Annotated in this window: 21 protein-coding genes; all 21 read right to left on the bottom strand. The window is 33.7% G+C overall.

Going from position 1 to position 18,570, the window contains the following annotated elements:
* Positions 1–12: 12 nt before the first annotated feature.
* Positions 13–672, bottom strand: a complete 660-nt coding sequence (locus CD150_RS03890; protein WP_046206555.1) for a 50S ribosomal protein L25/general stress protein Ctc — start codon at positions 670–672, stop codon at positions 13–15.
* A gap of 141 nt (positions 673–813) precedes the next feature.
* Complete coding sequence (locus tag CD150_RS03895) at positions 814–1,779, bottom strand: ribose-phosphate diphosphokinase (RefSeq protein ID WP_046206556.1); 966 nt, start codon at positions 1,777–1,779, stop codon at positions 814–816.
* A 142-nt stretch (positions 1,780–1,921) separates the two neighbouring features.
* Positions 1,922–3,277 carry a bifunctional UDP-N-acetylglucosamine diphosphorylase/glucosamine-1-phosphate N-acetyltransferase GlmU gene (gene glmU, locus CD150_RS03900; protein WP_073346291.1) on the bottom strand — a complete coding sequence of 452 codons (1,356 nt, stop codon included), beginning with the start codon at positions 3,275–3,277 and terminating at the stop codon, positions 1,922–1,924.
* Positions 3,278–3,760: 483 nt separating this feature from the next.
* On the bottom strand, positions 3,761–4,069 hold the full coding sequence (gene spoVG / locus CD150_RS03905; RefSeq protein ID WP_019467718.1) for a septation regulator SpoVG: 309 nt from the start codon (positions 4,067–4,069) through the stop codon (positions 3,761–3,763).
* Positions 4,070–4,139: 70 nt separating this feature from the next.
* The gene (locus CD150_RS03910) at positions 4,140–4,514 is read right to left on the bottom strand and encodes a RidA family protein (protein WP_046206558.1); all 375 of its coding nucleotides are present in this window, start codon (positions 4,512–4,514) and stop codon (positions 4,140–4,142) included.
* Between the two features lie 17 nt (positions 4,515–4,531).
* On the bottom strand, positions 4,532–5,356 hold the full coding sequence (gene purR / locus CD150_RS03915; RefSeq protein WP_046206559.1) for a pur operon repressor: 825 nt from the start codon (positions 5,354–5,356) through the stop codon (positions 4,532–4,534).
* Between the two features lie 18 nt (positions 5,357–5,374).
* The gene (gene ispE, locus CD150_RS03920) at positions 5,375–6,223 is read right to left on the bottom strand and encodes a 4-(cytidine 5'-diphospho)-2-C-methyl-D-erythritol kinase (protein WP_073346280.1); all 849 of its coding nucleotides are present in this window, start codon (positions 6,221–6,223) and stop codon (positions 5,375–5,377) included.
* A gap of 346 nt (positions 6,224–6,569) precedes the next feature.
* Positions 6,570–6,833: a biofilm formation stimulator Veg gene (gene veg, locus CD150_RS03925; RefSeq protein WP_019467722.1), complete on the bottom strand. Its 264-nt coding sequence runs from the start codon at positions 6,831–6,833 to the stop codon at positions 6,570–6,572.
* Positions 6,834–6,931: 98 nt separating this feature from the next.
* Entirely contained in the window at positions 6,932–7,816 is an 885-nt protein-coding gene (gene rsmA, locus CD150_RS03930; protein ID WP_169926878.1) for a 16S rRNA (adenine(1518)-N(6)/adenine(1519)-N(6))-dimethyltransferase RsmA, read from the bottom strand.
* A 6-nt stretch (positions 7,817–7,822) separates the two neighbouring features.
* A complete protein-coding gene (gene rnmV / locus CD150_RS03935) occupies positions 7,823–8,374 on the bottom strand; it encodes a ribonuclease M5 (RefSeq protein WP_046206562.1) in 552 nt (183 codons plus the stop codon).
* 132 nt (positions 8,375–8,506) lie between these two features.
* Entirely contained in the window at positions 8,507–9,280 is a 774-nt protein-coding gene (locus CD150_RS03940; RefSeq protein WP_046206563.1) for a TatD family hydrolase, read from the bottom strand.
* 25 nt (positions 9,281–9,305) lie between these two features.
* Positions 9,306–11,279, bottom strand: a complete 1,974-nt coding sequence (gene metG, locus CD150_RS03945; RefSeq protein ID WP_046206564.1) for a methionine--tRNA ligase — start codon at positions 11,277–11,279, stop codon at positions 9,306–9,308.
* A 302-nt stretch (positions 11,280–11,581) separates the two neighbouring features.
* Positions 11,582–12,415: a 16S rRNA (cytidine(1402)-2'-O)-methyltransferase gene (gene rsmI / locus CD150_RS03950; protein ID WP_070039624.1), complete on the bottom strand. Its 834-nt coding sequence runs from the start codon at positions 12,413–12,415 to the stop codon at positions 11,582–11,584.
* 4 nt (positions 12,416–12,419) lie between these two features.
* Positions 12,420–12,668, bottom strand: a complete 249-nt coding sequence (locus CD150_RS03955; RefSeq protein WP_046206566.1) for a GIY-YIG nuclease family protein — start codon at positions 12,666–12,668, stop codon at positions 12,420–12,422.
* Positions 12,661–13,386, bottom strand: coding sequence for a tRNA1(Val) (adenine(37)-N6)-methyltransferase (locus CD150_RS03960; protein WP_103161357.1), 726 nt, complete (start codon positions 13,384–13,386; stop codon positions 12,661–12,663). Before CD150_RS03960 ends, CD150_RS03955 begins: the two co-directional genes overlap by 8 nt.
* Positions 13,387–13,495: 109 nt before the next feature.
* Positions 13,496–13,837 carry a DNA replication initiation control protein YabA gene (gene yabA, locus CD150_RS03965; RefSeq protein ID WP_046206568.1) on the bottom strand — a complete coding sequence of 114 codons (342 nt, stop codon included), beginning with the start codon at positions 13,835–13,837 and terminating at the stop codon, positions 13,496–13,498.
* Positions 13,838–13,852: 15 nt separating this feature from the next.
* The gene (locus CD150_RS03970; protein WP_103161358.1) at positions 13,853–14,656 is read right to left on the bottom strand and encodes a PSP1 domain-containing protein; all 804 of its coding nucleotides are present in this window, start codon (positions 14,654–14,656) and stop codon (positions 13,853–13,855) included.
* A 2-nt stretch (positions 14,657–14,658) separates the two neighbouring features.
* On the bottom strand, positions 14,659–15,585 hold the full coding sequence (locus tag CD150_RS03975; RefSeq protein ID WP_073346265.1) for a DNA polymerase III delta subunit-related protein: 927 nt from the start codon (positions 15,583–15,585) through the stop codon (positions 14,659–14,661).
* 125 nt (positions 15,586–15,710) lie between these two features.
* Positions 15,711–16,040, bottom strand: a complete 330-nt coding sequence (gene darA / locus CD150_RS03980) for a cyclic di-AMP receptor DarA (protein ID WP_046206571.1) — start codon at positions 16,038–16,040, stop codon at positions 15,711–15,713.
* A gap of 26 nt (positions 16,041–16,066) precedes the next feature.
* Positions 16,067–16,684 (bottom strand): dTMP kinase, encoded by a 618-nt coding sequence (gene tmk / locus CD150_RS03985; protein ID WP_046206572.1) that lies wholly within the window; start codon positions 16,682–16,684, stop codon positions 16,067–16,069.
* A 1-nt stretch (position 16,685) separates the two neighbouring features.
* A complete protein-coding gene (locus CD150_RS03990; RefSeq protein WP_073346260.1) occupies positions 16,686–18,029 on the bottom strand; it encodes an aminotransferase class I/II-fold pyridoxal phosphate-dependent enzyme in 1,344 nt (447 codons plus the stop codon).
* Positions 18,030–18,570 lie beyond the last annotated feature (541 nt).

Genomic DNA, 18,570 nt, shown 5'->3' on the forward strand with positions numbered 1-18,570 from the left:
GGATCGAAGAAATTACTCTTCTTCTTTTTCTTCTTCGTCGTCTTCTTTATCTTCACCAACAACTTCAGGCTCTTCAGTTTCTGATTCGCCTTCCATAGCTTCGATTTCTTCTTCAGTAGGTTCTTCAGTTGGAGGAACTACTGTTACTACAGACTCTTCAGGGTCATTTTCAATTGTGAAATCACCTGAAACTTTAATATCTGCAACTGAATAGCTATCGTTAACATCTAATTCGCTGATGTCAATTTCGATAGATTCAGGGATATTATCCGGTGTTGCAGTTACTTCAAGGTCGAATAATGGTTGTTCAACAACGCCACCTTCTTTAGCTCCTACTGCTTCACCAGTAAGTTGAACTGGTACTTCAACTGTACGTTCTTCACTCATATTGATCGCTAAGAAGTCAATGTGAGTAATTTGGTTTTTAAGTGGATCGAATTGATAGTCTGAAACCATTACTTTAATTGTTTTAGAACCTACGCCTAATTCGATAACACCGTTACGTCCAACTTCACGAATCACTTTGATAAATTCTACTTCATCAACTTTTACTGAAGTATTTTTTGTACCATAACCATAGACGATTGCAGGTACTTTACCTATTTTTCTTAGTGTTTTAAGGTCTGAACGTGTTTGTTTACCTTGACGAATAATTGACTTTAATGAAGCCATATTATTTCCACCTTTCATTTTTTGTTCTTATTATGATAATAAGAACCCCTCACTTGCCCATCAACATAATGTTGCTTGCAAGTGTTTATTTAATCGTGAATTGAAATCACGAACGGAATAATTATACAACTATTGCATTAATTAGTCAAATAGTACACTAACAGATTCTCTTTCATATACGCGCACAATAGCTTGTGCTAATAAACCTGCAACTGACAGTTCTTTAGTATTGGCTGGTTTACGATTTTCATCTAATTGAATTGAATTTGTAACGACTAGCTCTTTAATCGCTGAATTTTCAATACGTTCTTTAGCTGGACCTGATAAGACAGGGTGTGTACAACATGCATAAACATCTTTAGCTCCTTTATCTTTGAGCGCTTGAGCTGCTAATGTAATCGTACCGGCTGTATCGATGATATCGTCGATTATTATCGCTGTGCGACCTTCAATTTCACCAACAATATTCATTACTTCAGCCACATTAGGTTTAGGACGTCGTTTATCTATGATTGCAATTGGTGTTTTAAGAATATCTGCAAGTTTGCGTGCTCTCGTTACACCACCGTGGTCTGGAGAAACTACAACACATTCCTCTGGGTCAATGTCTGTATCATTTTGGAAGTATTCTGCTAAAATCGGAACACCCATCAAGTGATCTATTGGCATATTGAAGAACCCTTGGATTTGTGGTGCATGCAAATCTAAGGCAATCATGCGATCTGCGCCAGCAGTTTCGATTAAGTTTGCAACTAATTTTGCTGTGATTGGTTCACGGCTGCGCGCTTTTCTATCTTGACGTGCGTACCCATAGTATGGCACTACGATATTAATATTGGCTGCTGAAGCACGTTTACAAGCATCAATCATAATTAATAATTCCATTAAATGTAAGTTTACTGGATTAGAAGTAGGTTGAATAATAAATACGTCACAACCACGAATACTTTCTTCAATATTAATTTGAATTTCTCCATCGCTAAAACGTTTTACAGAACATTTTCCTAGCTCTATTCCAACATTATCTGCTACTTCTTGGGCTAAGGGCTCATTACCTTTTAAAGAGAATATTTTCAAAGCAGAATTCTTATACTCATTGTTTAACATTTATAGTCCTCCAATTAATTCATTCAATTAGTTTCGTTCATAGACAAAGTTATATTTATTTCATTAATCTACAAAATGTCGATTGAGGTCTTACTTAGATCTACATTTTATTTATGTGATTAGAATCATAATCTAATCGTGTCTATTTTTTCAAATAACCTTCTTTAGTTGTTTGTCTCGCTCTTGCTAATGCTAAACTATCATGTGGCACGTTATCAGTAATGGTAGAACCTGCAGCTATAAATGATCTATCACCTAAAGTAACTGGTGCTACTAAGTTGGTGTTACAACCGATAAATGAATCATTGCCGATGATTGTTTTTGATTTATGCTTACCATCATAGTTTACTGTGATAGAACCACAACCTACATTCGTACGTTCACCAATTTCTGCATCACCAATATAACTTAAATGCGGTAATTTAGCACCTGTTTTCACGACTGATTTCTTAACTTCTACAAAGTTTCCAACTTTAACATTTTCACCTAAGTCTGCCCCAGGACGTAATTGAGCAAACGGTCCAATTGTAGTATTGTCACCTACAACTGATTCGTTAATCACTGATTGCTTAATTGTAACGTTTGAACCTATTTTACTATTAAGAATTTCTGTGTTTTGGCCAACAATGGTATCTTCGCCAATTTCACAACTACCAGCTAATTTCACATTTGCTTCAATTGTAACATCCATGGCGATTTTTACATCTGCACCTATATATGTAGTAGCAGGATCGATAAGTGTTACACCGTTTCTCATATGGAAGTCATTGATACGTTTTCTATAAGCTGCCTCTGCCTCACTTAACATTAGACGATCGTTGACACCCATAATTTCTTCAAAATCATCTGTACGATATATTTCAACCGTTCCTTGTGCTTGTAAAATAAGGGATAAAACGTCAGGTAAATAATATTCAGCTTGGACATTATCATTTTTTACCAATTTCAATTTTTCAAAAAGTAATTTATTATCAAATGCAAAAATACCTGAGCTAATTTCATTGATTTGTTGTTCATCTGCTGTTGCATCTTTCTGCTCTACAATCTTAACTAAATGATCATTGCCATCTCTCACAATACGACCATAACCATATGGATTACTCGTCGTCGCTGATAAAACTGTTGCATCAGCTTGATTGCGCTCATGATGTTCTAATAATGATTTAAGTGTCTCTCCAGTTATTAATGGCGTATCACCACAAACCACTAAAGTTGTACCTTGTTCGTCTTTCAAGTGCTCACTCGCCATTTCAACAGCATGTGCAGTACCGAGTTGTTCGTCTTGGAAACTATATAATGATGTATTTCCTAACGTTTCTTTCACGCTTTCTGCACCGTGGCCAACAATGGTCACAAGATTTTCTACTCCAGATTGTTTAACGTTATCAACGACATGTTCAATCATTGATTTGCCCGCAACCTCATGTAGTACTTTGTATTTCTTAGATTTCATACGTGTACCTTTTCCAGCTGCAAGTACTATTGCATGTCTTTGCATGTGTGTAACCCTCCATTAAATTATACACTTCTATATTATTATAATTTAACGCTAGTACCACTTTCAAGGCTCAAAACCCTAATGTTATACAATGGAAACAATTCAAGTTATTTTTTATCAACTTCACATATTCATAATTGTCATCTTTGACTGACACAAATCATCACAAAATGTTTGTCACAAATTGATTTCATACTTTGTGAAAAATTATATATTTTAGAAGTCACACCGTTACTAATTTAAATGTCAGTTTTTCAATTATTAAAATAACTTGTAATTATTTAGAATAGTTTTTGATTTATTTGAAAACAAAAAAATATATTTTTGTCACCTTTTCATTATAATAATTTATTTCAATTCTTTATATTCTTATTTTTGAGTAAGACACAAAAAGACCAATCCGTTAGCATACGAATTGGTCTTTTTTATATTAAGATTGAGATCTATGTCCCAAGCCCTTTTTAATTTGATTCATCTTTTATATTAAGCTTCATCATTTGTTTCTTCTGATGATTGAGCATTTTTATCAGGGATAACTTCATCCGTTTCGTCATAAACTTTCATAACCGCATCTTGAATTTCTTGTCTCATTTCTGAATTAATTGGATGCGCGATATCACGAAATTCACCATCTGGTGTTCTTTTACTTGGCATTGCGACGAATAGACCTGAGTTGCCTTCAATCACTCTTAAATCATGTACCACAAATGATTCATCTAGAGTTATTGAAACTAAAGCTTTCATTCTTCCATCTGTTTGTATTTTTCTAAGTCTTACATCTGTCACTTTCATGTAGTGAGCCCCCCTAGTATCTCTTTGTTAGAAGCTTAACAATTTCATCAAAAATTATAAATCCCTTAAATTACTTCACTTCTGCGATTACTTCAATTTCAACTTTTACATCTTTAGGTAATCTTGCGACTTCGACACAACTTCTTGCCGGTTGATGTTTCGCAAAATATTCACCATAAACTTCATTTATATTTTGGAATTCATTCATATCAGCAATGAATATTGTTGCTTTGATTACTGAATCTATATCCGATCCAGCTTCATCTAATACAACTTTTACATTTTCTAAGACTTGTTTCGTTTGTGCTTTCACATCATCACTAACAATTTCACCATCTAAATTTAATGGGATTTGTCCTGATGTAAACACAAGTCCGTTAATGACCGTTGCATGTGAGTATGGCCCCAATGCTTCCGGTGCTTTTGATGTGTTGACTACTTTCATGATGTTGATCCGCTCCTTTAAGTAAATTTAGTTAAACTGTTGCCATTTTCCACTTTAAATTCCTGATTGTATTCATCTACATCAGACAATCTAACTAAGGAAGTATAATCTTCAATTAATCTTTGCTTAACTTCTTTTGATTCTACTAATACGGATACCCCTTTAACATGTGCTTTAAACTCATTCATTAAATTCATTACACCGTTAATAGAACCACCTGCACGCATAAAATCATCCACAACGAGGACATTAGAGTTTTCTGGTAATGTACGCTTAGATAATACCATCGTTTCTATCTTTCTAGTAGAACCTGATACATAATTTATCGAAACCGTAGAGCCTTCGGTTACTTTATTATCTTTCCTTATCACTACCACTGGTAAATTCAATACATTAGCTACTGCATTGGCTAATGAGATACCTTTTGTAGCAATAGTTACAACCGCATCTAACTCTTGATCCATATAAAGCGTTGCAATTAATTTCCCCACCTTATTCAATAAAGTTGGGTTCCCCATTAAATCTGATAAGAATAAATAACCACCTGGTAACAGTCTATCTTTTTCTTGCAGAAGTTCGATAACCTCATCTACGACTTCACTTGCTTCTGCTTTACTCATCTGTGGCTTATATGTAACGCCACCACTAGCTCCAGCGGTCGTTATCACTGTGCCCAATTTTTCTTTTTGAAAAGTAGACTTAATAATTTGTACATCTTCACTGATGGATGATTTTGCTTGCTTAAATTTTTGTACAAAAAACGTTAAAGGTATTAATTTATTGGGGTTATTCATCAAGTATTGTGTCATAAAAACAATACGTTCACTTCTTTTATAGCGCATTTTCTTCATCCCTTCTCACTAACCTAATAGTCTTGCAATATAGACTTCATTACAACAACCATTGACTGCATTATATACATGCCTGGCTTGTCGTTCTTTTTGTGTTAATCCATATACGGTTGGACCACTCCCACTCATTACAGCACCATCTGCTCCATTTTCAAGCATATTTTCTTTAATTTTATAGATTTCTGAATACATTTCTCCAGAGATGGGTTCCAATCTGTTTGAAAGACTATTACATAATAATTCATAATTCCCTGTATCCAATGCTTCTTTACAAGTTTCAGTATAAACCTCATGTACTTGAGTTAAATCTAGCTTTTTAAAAATATCCGGGGAGGAAATGCCTATATCTGGCTTGGCAACAATAACCCATGCCGACGGCGGTTTGTTCATAAATCCAATTAACTCACCTTTTCCTCTACAAAAAGCAGTTTTCCCATATATACAAAAAGGAATATCCGTGCCTATTTGTATTCCTAACTCACATAGTTCTTCTAAAGGTCTATTTAACTTATATAGTCGATTCATTCCTCTCAATGTTGCAGCAGCGTCTGTCGATCCACCTGCAAGGCCAGCTGAAACTGGGATATCTTTATCTATCGTAATCGTCACACCTTGCTGTAAATTATAAGTTTCTTTCATTAACGCTGCTGCTTTGTAGGCCAAATTTTTATTATCGGAGGGAACATAACTTTGCTCTACGTCTACAACTATTTTTTTATCTTTTCTCAGTTCAAAAGATAAACGATCATTAAGATCAATCGTTGTCATAATCATTTCAACTTCATGAAAACCATCATCTCGTTTGAAGAGTGTGTCCAACGTTAAATTTATTTTTGCTGGCGCAGTCTCATAAATCATATTCCCACCCTCTTTCAATTCGATATGGTAATAAAATGATTTTAACATATTGTTATACTTGCGTTATTCTTTTTTTAAAATTTATAAGTTATTTATCCAATTTACCTTACTATGACTTAAATTAATCTGACATATAAAATAAGCGGTTAATTCCTTATTTTACATTAATATTTTGACGTAACAAAACTATATCTCTTTAATTCTGATGCGCTTTATATTATTTCAAAAAGAAAAAGGTATATTGATGATTATTCACCAACATACCTTTTTCTAATCAATCTCATATTAATGTCTTAAATAAAAATATGGTTGCTTTAACCAAAATTTCAATTTATATTACTGCTATTTAGTGTGCAATTGCTTCTTGATGATTATCATCTTCAAAAGAAACTTGTACGTTTTCTGTTAAAACGTCAGTGTATGTATATGATACACGCTCAAAATTATGAATATCTTGGTCTAGTTCAACAATAAAAACGGATGGGTACGTTTCTTTTAAAACACCGCTGCGCTCAATTGTTTTTTTACGACCACCATTCGCTTTCAGTACAATACGGTTTCCTAATTGACAATCAAGTGAATTTTTGATGTCTCCAATAGATTTTGGCATATTGCTCCACCTCGCTACAAGTTGTATAATAACACATTTAGCGCGATTTTGTCAAATAAACATCAATTTTAGCAAGGTGAAACGCAGTTGTCAATCATTTAAAATGCTAATTCTGGGAAATTTTTCAATTCATTATATAATTTTGCAAATTCTTTTATAGAAAGTGTTTCTCCCCGTCTTTTAGGGTTAATGCCACTGGCTTCCAACCAATTCACAATGATTTCTTTATTTGCTTTTCCATCCACAAACAAACTTTGATAATTATTGTTAATGGTTTTTCTTCTTTGTCCGAATGCGGCTTTTGACATTTTGAAAAACTTATCTTCATCGTCTACATCGACAAGTGGTTGATCACGTTTCATTAATTTCACAACGATTGAATCTACGTTTGGTGGTGGTAAAAATACCGTTTTGGGCACAGTCAGCACTTTGCTCGTTTCTGTATAAAACTGTGCGACTATAGAAAGGGAGCCATAAGCTTTCGTGCCTACTTCGGCGTTTAATCGCTCACCAACTTCTTTTTGCATCATAACCACATAACCATCAATCGGTAATTTTTGTTGCATTAAGTTTAATAAAATAGGTGTAGTTATATAATATGGTAAGTTAGCAACAACTAAAATTTGGTCACAATCTGCTAGTTCATGTGTCACATAATGCGCAATATCCGCTTTCAATATATCTTCATTAATTACTGTAACATTGTTATATGGTGCCATTGTTTCATTCAATACTGGTATTAAGCGTTGATCAATTTCAAAAGCAATCACTTTTTTTGCACTTTTAGCTAATTGTTCTGTCAACGATCCCATGCCCGGTCCTACTTCAATAACACCTGTACGTTCATCTATGTGACTGGCATCAATAATATTATGAATAATGTTGACATCGATTAAAAAGTTTTGTCCTAAACTTTTTTTGAAACTAAAACCATAATGATTTAAAAGTGCCTTTGTTCGCGATGGTGTGGCAATATCTTTCATATCCAATTATTTTTCACTTCCTTTATTATCTTTCAAGGCATTTCTAACATCTTCTTCTGTATAACCAAAAGCATTTAACTTGTTAAGTAGTTGTTTGCCGTTAGAATGACCGATATGAAGTTTTCTCCCTAAAATTTCTCTTTTTCTACGCGCATCTTTACCAATTATTAATCCAAGATCAATCAGAACTTCCTTACTGATACTTTCATGACCCTCTTCGAACGGTGTACTTACATAAATCAAAGCTTCTTTTATGTCTTCAATTTTCGCATGTTCGACACCTATTTTACCACGTTTACTCTTAGCTTTTTCTCGATCAATATAAGCGTGTTTAACCCCTGGAATATATTTTTTTATCGTATTACGAATTTTATCACCTGGGAAATCAGGGTCTGTTAGAACAATGACACCTCGAGTTTCATATGCTTGTGCAATCACATTTAAAGTTTTTTCGTCAATTGCACTACCATTTGTTTCAATTGTGTCGCAATCCACAGCGCTTTTGACCCGCTCTGTATCATCTCTGCCCTCTACTACAATAAATTCATTTATCTTCATTTATTGTGACACCTTTCGTTTTTACTTCATTTTAGAAAAATTAAAAAGGTATCGGCATAAATTATGGTTACTCTTAGTATTCACTAGACCAACTAAGCCATATTTCAGACCGATACCTTTAAAATAATATCTTTATGCTTTTAATTTAAACAACCGTTCAGCGTTCTCAGTTGTTTGACGACAAACGTCTTCATAGCTAACTTCACGTAACTCAGCAATTTGCTCAGCTACTAAAGTTACACGTGCTGGTTCATTTCGCTTCCCTCTATAAGGATGTGGCGATAGGAACGGTGCATCTGTTTCAACTAATAATCTATCAAATGGTACATGTTTAGCAACTTCTTTAGGCTGTTTTGCATTTTTAAATGTAACAGGGCCTCCTAATGATACATAGAAATTCAATTTATTAATGACATCGTCAGCAATCTCAGGAGAAGCACTAAAACTATGCATAATACCACCGATTTCTTCTGCATGCTCTTCTTTTAAAATATCCACACAGTCTTGTGTTGCCTCTCTATTATGAATAATGATTGGTAGATTCACACGCTTAGCTAGTGCAATTTGCTTTCTAAAAAGGGCTTGTTGGACATCTTTTGGAGACTTATCCCAATGATAATCTAAGCCAGTTTCACCAATTCCAATAACTTTAGGATGTGCTGCCAACTTTTCTATCCATGCCAATCTTTCTTCTGTGCAATCAATAGCATCTACAGGGTGCCATCCAATAATACCGTATATAAAGTCATATTGATCAATTAACTCCATTGTACGTTCAACAGTTGGTGTATCAAAACCTACTACGAACATACGATCTACGCCATTATCTCTTGCACGCTCAATAACCGCTTCTAAATCTTCATCGTATTGTTCTGCATTTAAATGAACATGTGTATCGATTAGCATATTAAATCGCTCCCTTTATCTATGATTACTTAATTACTGCACCATTTGGAATTGCATTCGGAAGACTTACCAATGTAAGTACACCATCTTTTTCAGCAGATAAAATCATGCCTTCTGATTTTCGTCCCATTAATTTAGCTGGCTTCAAGTTGGTAACTACCGCAACTTTTTTGCCGATAATATCTTCGGGTTGATAGAACTTGGCAATACCTGAAACAATTTGACGTTGTTCATTATCTAAATCAACTTGGATTTTTAATAATTTGTCAGATTTTTTTACATTCTCAGCATCAATAATCGTTGCTGCTTTGATTTCTACTTTATCAAAATCTTTGATATCAATTTGTGATTTACTAGGTACTTCTGCTTTCGCTTCTTCCACCTTATCTGGTTGCATAGATTGCTTAATATATTCTATTTCAGCATCACTTTCTAAGCGTGGGAAAATAGGTTGTGGCTTACTACTTACCATAATTGGCTCGGTTAATGCACCATATTGTTTAATACTGCTAAATTCATATAATTCAGGTGAATTGATATTTAGCTGTTCAAAAATTTGTCTTGGTGCATTTGTTAAGAATGGTCTTAATAACACTGCAATGATACGAATATTTTCTACTAAATGAGCCATAACATTGCCGAGCATTTCTTTCTGGTTTTCATCTTTCGCTAGAATCCAAGGCGTGGTTTCATCAATATATTTATTCGTTCTACTTATAAATTTCCATATTGTTGAAAGCGCTACTGAGAATTGTAAATTATCCATATTTTCATGGAATGTTTTCACAGTATCAAGCGCCAATTGTTCCATTTCTTCATCGAGTTCGTGCTTAGGACCTTCATAAGCTGGTAGTTCGCCATTAAAGTATTTATTAACCATTGAAATGGTACGGTTAACTAGGTTACCTAAATCATTCGCCAAATCATAATTTGTGCGTTCTACGAATCCTTCTGGCGTAAATACACCATCAGAACCAAATGGTAACTCCCGCATTAAATAATAGCGTGTTGCATCTAAGCCATAACGATCAATCAACACATTAGGATCTACTACGTTTCCTTTTGATTTACTCATCTTGCCATCTTTCATTAAAATCCATCCATGAGCAAAGACCTTTTTAGGTAATGGAATGTCTAAAGCCATCAATAAAATCGGCCAAATGATAGAATGGAATCTAACAATTTCTTTCGCCATAATATGAATGTCTGCAGGCCAATATTTTTTAAACAAGCTATCATCATCTGATAAGTAGCCAAGTGATGAAATATAGTTTACTAGTGCATCAATCCATACATAAACCACATGTTTCGGATTCGATTGAACATGGATTCCCCAATCGAACGATGTACGAGATACTGCTAAATCTTCTAATCCTGGTTTAATGAAATTATTAATCATCTCATTTTTACGAGATGGTGGTTGAATAAAATCAGGATTTTCATCATAAAATTCTAATAAGCGATCAGTATATTTAGATAAATTAAAGAAATAGCTTTCTTCTTTTACCAATTCTACTTCGTGTCCAGAATCAGGGCTTTTACCTCCGACAATTGCACCGTTCTCATATACAGGATCAACAAGTTGTGTTTCAGTATAATACGTTTCATCCGGTACAGAATACCAACCCTCGTATTCACCAAGATATATGTCACCTTGCGCCAATAAGCGTTCAAATATTTGTTGTACAACTTCTTTGTGACGTGCTTCTGTTGTACGAATAAAGTCATCATTGGATATCTCTAATTTTTTCCATAACGCTTTGATGCCTGAAATCATTTCATCTAAATAATCCAATTCTGATTTCCCTGCTTTTTGCGCTTTTTCTTGTATTTTTTGACCATGTTCATCCGTTCCTGTTAAATATCGAACATCATACCCTTGCATTCTTTTATAACGTGCGATGACATCACCAGCTGTAGTTGTATATGCATGACCGATATGTAAATTCCCACTCGGATAATATATAGGTGTAGTGATATAAAATGTTTCTTTCGCCATCAATGTTCCTCCTCGTTTCTCTCACTTTAAATATATCTAAATTTATTTTTATTTTCAATGAAGCAGATAAGTGTTCATTTTATATTTATTAATCATTTTAATACGTTTGATGTAGTATAAAATTAAGTATTTGTCCCTCGTCTATTTCCACTCATTTTACAACACGATAAATAATCTCTATCTTATCTACATTACCATAAATCAAGCTTGCTATGGGAATTTTTCACTTGATTTTATTGATAAAATTTCAAAAAATCTATTCTTCTATTTTCTTTTTAACGCTGAGATTTGTTAGCCTAATTTTATACATTGTGATATATATCATATACTTCACTTGTCTTCATTTGTCTTTCTTCAGCAACTTGTTTAATCGCTGCTTTAGGTTTCATATTTTTATTAATGTAGTGCTCAACGTGTTCATGTATCGACATATCTTCAAACCAAGACGTATCTTCTACTGCAATGTCCCCTTCAATGATGATGACAAATTCACCTTTTGTAAGTATGTCGCCTTCATCTAGTTTCATTAGTAATTTTTCAACTTTGTCCGTGATAATTTCTTCGAATTTTTTTGTTAATTCTCTACCTATTGACACATTTCGTTGCGCATCTATTTTATAAATTGCCTTTAATGTATCTTTAACACGGTGCGGTGATTCATAAATAATCAATGTACTATCTTGAAACATGCGTTGTTCTAACAAATCATATTTTGCCTTTTCTTTCCTTGGTAAAAATCCAAGAAATGTGTATGTAAATGAAGGTAATCCACTTGCCATTAATGCAGTCAAGCCAGCATTTGGTCCCGGTACGGTCTCAACTCTGATTCCATTATTTCTTGCAGCTACAACAAGTTCGTATCCAGGATCACTTATCAAAGGTAGCCCAGCATCTGACACTAACGCAATATCAATCCCTTCCTGTAATTGTTGGATTAAATATTCTGTCTGCTGCGCTTTATTATGGTCGTGATAGGATTTCAACGGTGCATGTATATCATAATGTGCACAAAGCTTTTTTGTCACTCGTGTATCTTCACATGCAATCAAGTCTACTGTACGTAATATATCAACTGCTCTATATGTAATATCAGCTAAATTTCCAATCGGTGTGCCTACTAAATACAATGTCGCCATACTTCTACCCCTCACTTATCAACTGTAATTTTTTCTCTCTGGTAAATGTTTTGATTTCATATTCCCGCTTCAAAGCTTCTGATTTAGTATTAAACATTTCTTGATAAACTAACTCTACCGGCCGTCTTATTTTAGTATATTTAGCACCTTGACCGCTATTATGTTTTGCTATTCTTTGTTCTATATCTTTTGCATAACCTGTATATAAACTTCCATCTTTACATCTAACGATATATATATAATGCTTATCCATAATAGATTTCTCTCATTTCTTCTGAATATGTTCCATCTTCATTATAAATATAGAATGGTTGCTGTATGTCTAACCCTTGGTTACCACCTTTTCGTCCTTCAACTACAATTGTTTGCGCTACTTTACCCGGCTTACTATAAATAAAATAAAGCTTTTTAGGTTCTATGCGATAATGTCTCATACTGCTTAAGACATCCATAAGACGGTCAGCACGATGCACAATTAAAAATCTTCCGCCTTCTTTCAATAAGTGTCGTGCCTCAAAACAACAATCATCCAATGTACACATTATCTCATGTCTAGCTATTTTATGTGCATCTTTTTGATGTTGAAATTGTTGATTGACTTTAAAATAAGGCGGATTGCATGTAACAAGACTATACTGTGCTGGTTTAAACGTATGATGTGCTTGCTTCAAATCCATATGATACATATGAATTCTATCGGTTAGATGATTATGAGCAATACTTCTTTTCGCCATGTGCACTAATTGTTCTTGTATTTCGATACCTTCAATAAGCTGATTACCTTTATGAGATAACAGTAAAGGAATAACGCCATTACCGGAACATAAATCCATAATAACGTCCTTTTTCTTTATTTTTGTAAAATGCGCGAGTAACAAAGCATCCGTTGAAAATGAAAAGACATCATCATTTTGTATAATTTCTAATTTCTCTTTTAGTAAAAAATCATACCTTTCGTTTTGCAATAACATTTTTGTAACCTCCAAAAAAGAGGATGAGTCTACGATGCTTCGCTAATGAAGCCTATCGCTTTTCTCATCCTCAACTCCATATTTTTTATTTGTATGAAAAACATTGATACTATTCACTTAGTACTTCAAGACAAAACAAACAGTCGTCGCCTTTTCTATGTTTACCAAATAGCTCTCCATTGCATATATGAAAACCTTCTTTATATAACATCGCTAAATTATCTTTACTACGTAATGGGCGTTTAGGTTGATCTTTTTTACCGTTTTCTATTTTCTTAGTTTTTTCTTCTTTATCTATTAATGTTTTTAAATTCTCATTTTCGATTTGTAAGGCGACATTTTCTTCAATTAATTCTACTGTAAGATTTTTTAAATTTAACATGTCACGATTAATTTGATTAATGTTTTCCTCTAAATGAGCTAGATTTTCAAATATGTCGCTTCGATTCAATGTTGTCACGGCCTCCTACTTTAATGTTTCTAATTCTTCCATTTTATATTCTAATGGTTGCTCAAGACCCTCTACTTTAACTTGCATAGAGATATCTAAAATATTCAAGCCCACAACTTTACCATTACCTTCTGGTGTTTCAATGACATCTCCAACATCTGGTAACTGAGCTCTCGCTTCTTCATAATAATCATTTTCATATTTTAAACAGCACATAAGACGGCCACAAGCACCAGAAATCTTTGAAGGGTTTAGCGATAAATTCTGATCTTTAGCCATCTTTATCGAAACTGGTTCAAAATCCCCTAAAAAAGTAGAGCAACATGACGAGCGACCACAAGGTCCAATGCCCCCTAATAATTTCGCTTCATCTCTAACGCCAATTTGTCTTAATTCTATTCTTGTTCTCAGCTTTTGAGCTAAAACCTTCACTAACTTTCTAAAATCTACACGCTCATCTGATGTGAAATTAAAAATAACTTTCGATTTATCTAAAGTAAATTCACAATTCACTAGGCGCATATCTAAATCCTGTTGTTGAATGATATCTTTGCACAAATTCAAAGCATCTTTAGCATCATATTCATTTTGTTCATATTGCATAATATCTTTTTCAGTAGCCTTACGAACAATCTGTTTTAATGGCAACGCTACATCTTCGTCAGCTACATTTAATGGTTCATACTTCACTCGTCCAACTTCTAATCCTCGCTTTGATTCGACCACAACCCAATCGCCCAAGCCTAAGTCAAAATTTTGTGGTGCGTAATATTCCATTTTGCCTGAGTGTTGAAAGTGTATGCCTACTACATTTTGCATAATTATTTCACCCCTTTTATAACGATTTGTTCAAATACTAATGTTGGATTTACATTTTGATTTAATTTTTTATGTGCTTCTGTTAACTGATCAAACATTAAAACAATCTGATTATATGATAAATTTTGTGCGTATTGTTTAATTTCAACCTGTAAATCTTGGAATATCATTGCTTCTTCTAATCCTACTTTAGCATGCATAATATCTTCAAAGAAACTGTTAACTGCTGCCAACGATAATAACTGTAAACGTCTGTTTTTAGCTTGTTTTAATAAATCGACAACTGCTATTAATGCCATTGAACGGTTTTTTAATATTAACTGACACCATTTGATGATACTTTTGCGCAAAGCCATTAAATCTGAGTCTTCGTTTAACGCAACTGCAGTCTCTATCTGTGTTGTATAGGCACTTAACAATTCCGCAACAGGTCGAGTGATTTCTCGCTCAACTAATCTATCTATAAAATTCAATTTATTAATTGGTTTAAAATAAACATGTTGGCATCTTGAGTGTATCGTATCTAAAATTTGCTCTGGTTTTGTAGTTAATAAAATGGCAATGGTATTATCTGGAGGCTCTTCAAGAAATTTTAGTATACTATTTTCACCTTGAATGGTTAATTTTTCAAAGGATTCTATAATATAGACTTTATAATTTCCTTCAATAGGTAATTGATTCATATGATGCACTAATTGCTCTATTTGATCTTTTTTAATGGTTGTTTCCTCAGAAGACACATACATAAAATCTGGATGATTAAATGTTTCTACTTTTAACTGACATTGATCCTCTCCACCACATAAAATCATTTTAGAAAAATCAATCGCAACTTGTTGCATTGTCTGTCCATCGTCACCTTCAAATAAATATGCATGCGATAATTTATTAGATTGATATGCTTTTGTCAGTCTTTCTAGTTCATCCATGTTAATGTTGCTCCTTTATATAAAAAGGCTGCTAATACATAGTGCCTTTACGAATTACATTTAGCATTAGCTAATCAAATAGCAACATGTAAGTCGAAAAGTTACCATATACAGCAACCATGTTTTTAGAATTGATGGAAAGCTTCAACTGGCATAACAAATACCGTTGCTCCGCCAACTTCCACTTCAACTGGATAAGGTATATATGAATCAGCACTTCCACCCATCGGGGTAATCGGTGATACAAGTTGTTCTCTATTTCCACAAGTATCATTAATAACCTGTAGCATTTCATCGACACGATTATCTTCTACACCTGATAAGAAAGTTGTATTGCCCGCTCTTAAAAATCCACCTGTTGTTGCAAGTTTTGTCGCTCTAAAATTATGTTTAACAAGTTTGTCTGAAAGCTCCTGACTATCCTGATCTTGTACGATTGCTATAATCATTTTCATACTAAACACCTCTTTTGAATATTATATCATAATTTTTCTAAATAATTGGTGATAGATTCATACGTTGCATTCACTACTTTATCTATACTTTGATCCGCATTAATTACAATAAAGCGCTCAGACTCATTATGAATAATCTTTTTATAACCTTCAACTACTTTTTCATGAAATTTTACATCTTCTTGATCTAATCGATTTTGATTTCTTTGATTTTTTAGTATTCGCTCTCTACCAACTTCGACACTCACATCTAGATAGATTGTTAAGTCTGGATATAATCCATTAATAGCAAATTCATTAATAGATTTAACTTCTTCTATACCTATACCCCTTGCATACCCTTGATATGCTAATGAACTATCAATATAACGATCACATAGAACAATATGATCATTATCTAATGCTGGAATAACTTTACCTACGAGGTGTTCCCGTCTTGATGCAGCAAATAATAATGCTTCAGTACGGTCATCCATATCTTCTCCCTCTAACAATACTTCTCTTATTTGCTCTCCTGTCTTCACGCCTCCTGGCTCTCTTGTAAGTACGATATTATACTCATGTTTGAGTTTTTCTGCAACTTGTTGTATTACAGTTGTTTTTCCAGAACCTTCTGGCCCCTCAAAAGTTATAAAAGCTGACATCTTATTCATCCTTAATTTCTATTTTAAAATTTTTTATTCCTTCTACTCTTTGTTGCTGTTCACACCAATAATTCATTAATTTTACCATATCTTCTGTGATTTTTTCTCCTTTAAACATTATTGGAATACCAGGAGGATACGGCACAATGTGATTAGCTAATATTTTATTTTCTGCGTATTTAATGTCTATTTTCCGCACATTATGTATTTCGCCACCATAATACATACTACTCCCCGTTCTATACGGTACGCTGACATTTATATCGTCCTGTCTTTCTACTAATTGAACCTTTTCAATCCTTGATAGTAATTCATCAAATGGGAATTGATCACCTTCATGCCACAACGGCAACACCATTAACACTTGAAAGTCATCAGCCAATTCAACATAAATATGGTGTGCTTCAAAGTATGATTGTAATTCGTAACCATGATACCCTCTGCATCTTACATTTAGTTTTAGTGGGTCATCAACCTCCACAATTTCGAACCCTTTGTTTTCCAATTGTTGAACCAATTGTTCTCTCTTTTGAAAAAAGTATTCGCTATGATAATCGTCATAAAATTTTTGTGCCAGTTCTAGGCTACTCATTAATAAATATGATGGACTAGAAGATTGAAAATAGGATAAATATCTTATGACTGCTTCTCGACAAGGTGCATTTTTATGAATAAATATCACTGAACTCATCGTTAGTGATGGCAGTGTTTTATGATATGACTGCACAACATAATCCGCGCCCATGTTCAATGCCGTTTCTGGAAAATGTTCAAATCCTAAATGTGCACCATGTGCTTCATCGATTAGCATTGGTATTTTCAAAGTTTTTAAAAGTTCTGTAACAGTTTTTATATCAAAACATTCACCATAATAATTAGGGTAAGTAAACACTGCTAGTTTACTATCTTTTACTTGATCATATAATGACGTTTTGTCAGGTCCTAGATATTGATTCGTAGCGTCACTGACATCCATTTTTAATAATTGTGCCTTTGCCTTTATTAAATCTAATGCATGAAATACAGACTTATGTACATTGCGCGCTATCGCATATTCACCATTTTTTGAGGAAAACGCTTGAATCACTGACAATATTCCTGAAGTAGTACCATTCACTAAATAATAAGCATCATAATCAGGGTGTTTATCAACATTCTTCATGCTTTCAGCTATTACTGACTCAGGAGAATGTAAGTCATCAAGCCCTGTAATTTCTGTCATATCCATTTTAAAATCTAATTGATTCAAGTACCCAATAGTCATATTTTTATGTCCAGGTACATGTAATGAAATAGGTTCTTCAGCTAATAGTCCTTTCAATTTATGTAACAACGATTTGCTCATGCTTATCCTCGCTTTTCAATTCAATATTTCTTGTTTCATTACAATTCCACTATATAAATAATAAAATTAACATTACCTTATAAAACAGTATAACGTTGTAATCTTCTACATTTTAACATAATAATATAAAAAAATGCGTGCACTTAATAACCATAGTTTTAAAGTATCGTGCCTTTATGAGTTAATGATATTGATACATGACCTTAACTCATTCTGTTAAAATTCTTTTTATGCAAAAAAGACCCTTTCGGGTCTTGATTGCCTGTAAAGTCACACTTCTTAATTTTAATTTTTACGCTTGACACTTATATATCTTATAAATTTATATGTTATTGGAATAGTGTGACTTATACATGAGCTTTAGTTCATGTATTCCTCTTTACCTACTCTTGCGGAACGTAAGTCAGCTACCATCGGCGCTAAGGACCTTTCCTGACTTCAGGCAAGCGCTCGTAAAGTACCACTCTCAATTTATTGAGATAGCGGTACTTATGCATGAGTTTTTGCTCATGCATTCCTTTTACTTTTTCACGCTTTCCTC

This window comes from Staphylococcus ureilyticus (assembly GCF_002902235.1).
In the GTDB taxonomy this organism is placed as follows: Bacteria; Bacillota; Bacilli; order Staphylococcales; family Staphylococcaceae; genus Staphylococcus; species Staphylococcus ureilyticus.